This is a genomic window from Pseudomonas sp. NBRC 111133 (genome assembly GCF_001320605.1).
In the GTDB taxonomy this organism is placed as follows: domain Bacteria; phylum Pseudomonadota; class Gammaproteobacteria; order Pseudomonadales; family Pseudomonadaceae; genus Aquipseudomonas; species Aquipseudomonas monteilii.
Genome location: NZ_BCBJ01000087.1, coordinates 1 through 3876, shown reverse-complemented (window position 1 = coordinate 3876; position 3876 = coordinate 1). Strand labels below are relative to the sequence as shown.

Here is a 3876-nt window from a genome sequence, read left to right as displayed (position 1 = left end):
TGTCCTTGCCGCCACTGACCCAGGCGGTACCGGCGATGTCCATGTGCGCCCAGTTGTAGGCCTTGGCGAAGCGCGACAGGAAGCAACCCGCGGTGATGGTGCCGGCCTTCGGCCCGCCGATGTTGCCCATGTCGGCGAACGGGCTGTCCAGTTGCTCCTGGTATTCATCGAACAGCGGCAACTGCCAAGCACGGTCGTCGGCGCGCTTGCCGGCGTCGAGCAACTGGCCCACCAGGTCGTCGTTGTTGCCCATCAGGCCGGAGGTGTGGCTGCCCAGGGCGACGATGCAGGCGCCGGTCAGGGTAGCGATGTCGATCACCGCCTGCGGCTTGAAGCGCTCGGCGTAGGTCAGGGTGTCGCACAGCACCAGGCGGCCTTCGGCGTCGGTGTTGAGAATTTCCACGGTCTGACCGCTCATGGTGGTGACGATGTCACCTGGGCGGGTGGCACCGCCGCTTGGCATGTTTTCGGCGCAGGCCAGCAGGCACACGAGGTTGATTGGCAGTTGCAGTTCCAGCACGGCACGCAGCGTACCGAGCACGCTTGCGGCGCCGCACATGTCGTATTTCATTTCGTCCATGCCGGCACCTGGCTTGAGGCTGATGCCGCCGGTGTCGAAGGTGATGCCTTTACCGACCAGCACGAATGGCTTGTCGGCCTTTTTGCCGCCCTGGTAATTCAGCACGATCAGGCGTGGAGGCTGGTCGCTGCCCTGGCCCACGGCATAGAACGCGCCCATGCCCAGGTCCTTGATCTTCTTCTCGTCCAGTACCTCGACCTTCAGCGCCTTGTGCGCCTTGCCCAGGTCCTTGGCCTGCTCGGCCAGGAAGCTTGGGTGGCAGAGGTTAGGCGGCAGGTTGCCCAGGTCGCGGGTGAACGCCATACCGGTGGCGATGGCGCTGGCGTGTTTGACCGCACGCTCGACTTCGGCCTGGCCGGCCTTGTCGGCCAACAGGGTGACCTTTTTCAGGGCGCGCGGCTCGGCCTTCTGGCTTTTGAAACGGTCGAAGACGTATTCGCCATCAAGCAGGGTTTCGGCCAGCAGGCGGTATTTACCGTAATGGGCGTCGCGGTTGCTGACCGCCACATCGTCCAAGGCCAGCACTGCATCGGCACCGTTCAGGCCCTTGAGTACGCCGGCCACGCTGGCAACCAGCTTGCGCCAGGCGCGGTCACCCAAAGCTTCATCCTTGCCACTGCCTACCAGCAACACGCGCTCGGCCTTCAGGCCCGCGAGGCTCTGCAGCAGCAGGGTCTGGCCCGGCTTGCCGGCCAGGTCGCCGCGCTTGAGCACGGCGCTGATGGCACCCTCGCTGGCCAGGTCGACAGCCTTGGCCACAGCACCGAGCTTGCGGTTTTCACCTACCGGAATGACCAGTGTGGCGGTTTTTACGGATGCAGCAGCTACGCTTTTTACAACCAGTTCCATGTCAGGATCCCCGAATGATCGATACGAATGGCGCTGTGCGCTCTGGACGGGCCTGGCCGCTTAGTCGCGCGCCAGCGGAAAAGCTGCCAGTTTGAGCCTGCGGCAAGCGTGCTGACAACCCCGTTATGCGCGATCATGCGCGGCCAAGTGACAGGGGCGGTCAATCACAGGATAATGCGCGCACTTCACATGGAGGTTCGCCTTTGGCGAACCGGCATTGGTCTTGGATGTACTAAGTCATTGTTTGGCGCCATTGCATGGCAGTCCGCCCTGACAACCCAGGAGTGTCTGGTTTGATCGTCTTTCGTTATCTGTCCCGCGAGGTCCTGGTGACCTTGAGCGCCGTCAGCGCTGTGCTGCTGGTGATCATCATGAGCGGGCGCTTCATCAAGTACCTGGCCCAGGCTGCCCAGGGCGTGCTCGACCCGGGCGTGCTGTTCCTGATCATGGGCTTCCGGTTGCCGGGTTTCCTGCAGTTGATCCTGCCGCTGGGGCTGTTCCTTGGCATTCTCCTGGCTTACGGGCGCCTGTACCTGGAAAGCGAGATGACCGTGCTGTCCGCAACCGGCATGAGCCAGCAGCGGCTGCTGGGCATGACCATGGCGCCGGCCGCCCTGGTCGCCCTGCTGGTGGCCTGGCTGAGCCTGAGCCTGGCACCGCTGGGCGTGGCCCAGGTGCAGCAGATCATCGCCCAGCAAGACGCGCTGACCGAGTTCGACACCCTGGTGCCGGGCCGCTTCCAGACGTTGCGTGACGGCTCGCGGGTAACCTACACCGAGCAGCTGTCGGACGACCGCATCAACCTGGCCGGGGTGTTCATCTCCGAGAAGCGCTTCAACCAGGACAAGACCAAGGACCGCGCGCCGTCGGTGCTGGTCGCGGAAAAGGGCCACCAGGAAATCCAGGCCGACGGCAACCGCTATCTGGTGCTGGAAAACGGTTACCGCTACGACGGTAACCCGGGCCAGGCCGACTACCGTGCCATCAAGTACGACACCTATGGCGTGCTGCTGCCCAAGCCGGAAGTCAGCGAGGAAGTCACCGAACGTGAAGCCATCCCCACCTCCGAGTTGATCGGCAAGAAAGGCCTGCGTGAGCGTGCCGAGTTGCAATGGCGGTTGTCGCTGCCGATCCTGGTGTTCGTCGTCACCCTGCTGGCGGTGCCACTGTCCCGGGTCAACCCGCGTCAGGGCCGCTTCCTCAAGCTGCTGCCGGCAATTCTTCTGTACATGGCCTACCTGACAATGCTGATTTCCGTACGCGGTGCCCTCGAGAAGGGCAAACTTCCGATCGGCCTGGGCATGTGGTGGGTCCACGGTCTGTTCCTGCTGATCGGCCTGGGGCTGATGTACTGGGAGCCGCTGCGCCTCAAGCGCGCTGCCCGTCGTGCGGAGGTGGCCCATGGCTAAGCTCGACCGCTATATCGGCCAGAGCGTGCTGCTGGCCATCCTGGCTGTGCTGGGGATCATCCTCGGCCTGGCTTCGCTGTTCGCCTTCATCGACGAGATGAGCGACCTGAGTGATACCTACACGGTGATGGAGGCTGGCAACTTCGTCCTGCTCACCGCGCCGCGGCGGCTGTACGAAATGCTGCCGATGGCGGCACTGATCGGCTGCCTGATCGGCCTGGGCAGCCTGGCCAGCAGCAGCGAGCTGACCATCATGCGTGCGGCCGGCGTTTCCATCGGCCGTATCGTCTGGGCGGTGATGAAGCCGATGCTGGTACTGATGCTGGTCGGCCTGCTGATCGGTGAATACGTGGCACCGGTGACCGAGAACAAGGCCCAGGCCGACCGCTCCCTGGCCCAGGGCGGTGGTGAGGCACAAAGCTCCAAGCGCGGTATGTGGCACCGTCAGGGTGAAGAGTACGTGCACATCAACGCCGTGCAGCCTAACGGCCTGCTGCTGGGGGTGACCCGTTACCGCTTCGACAACGAGCGCAAGATCGTCACGTCGAGTTTCGCCCGCCGTGCCCAGTACCAGAACGACCACTGGCTGCTCGCCGACGTGCGCACCACCTATTTCCGTGGCGACCACACCGAAGTCGTCAGCGCGCCGCAAGAGCGCTGGGACGTTTCGCTCACGCCAGAACTGCTCAATACCGTGATCCTGGCACCCGAGTCGCTGTCGATTACCGGGCTGTGGGACTACATCCACTACCTGTCTGACCAGGGTTTGAACAATGCCCGCTACTGGCTGGCGTTCTGGACCAAGGTACTGCAGCCGATGGTGACTGCGGCACTGGTGCTGATGGCAATTTCCTTCATCTTCGGCCCGCTGCGCTCGGTAACCCTCGGGCAGCGCGTGTTCACCGGTGTGCTGGTGGGCTTCGTGTTCCGCATCGGCCAGGACCTGTTGGGGCCTTCAAGCCAGGTGTTCGGCTTCCCGCCGCTGCTGGCGGTGGTGATCCCGGCGGGCATCTGTGCCTTGGCCGGTGTGTGGTTGTT

The 3876-nt window shown here is 63.7% G+C and carries 3 protein-coding genes; 2 read left to right on the top strand and 1 reads right to left on the bottom strand.

The features are described from left to right. The coding region (locus APH36_RS20825; RefSeq protein ID WP_060500111.1) for a leucyl aminopeptidase at positions 1-1429 on the bottom strand (1429 nt) is incomplete at its 3' end. A 293-nt stretch (positions 1430-1722) separates the two neighbouring features. Here APH36_RS20825 and lptF point away from each other — a divergent pair. Then, positions 1723-2838, top strand: coding sequence for an LPS export ABC transporter permease LptF (lptF, locus tag APH36_RS20815; RefSeq protein WP_060500110.1), 1116 nt, complete (start codon positions 1723-1725; stop codon positions 2836-2838). Then, positions 2831-3876: LPS export ABC transporter permease LptG (gene lptG / locus APH36_RS20810; protein WP_060500109.1), on the top strand; the 1046-nt coding region annotated here is incomplete at its 3' end. The genes lptF and lptG, both read left to right, overlap by 8 nt.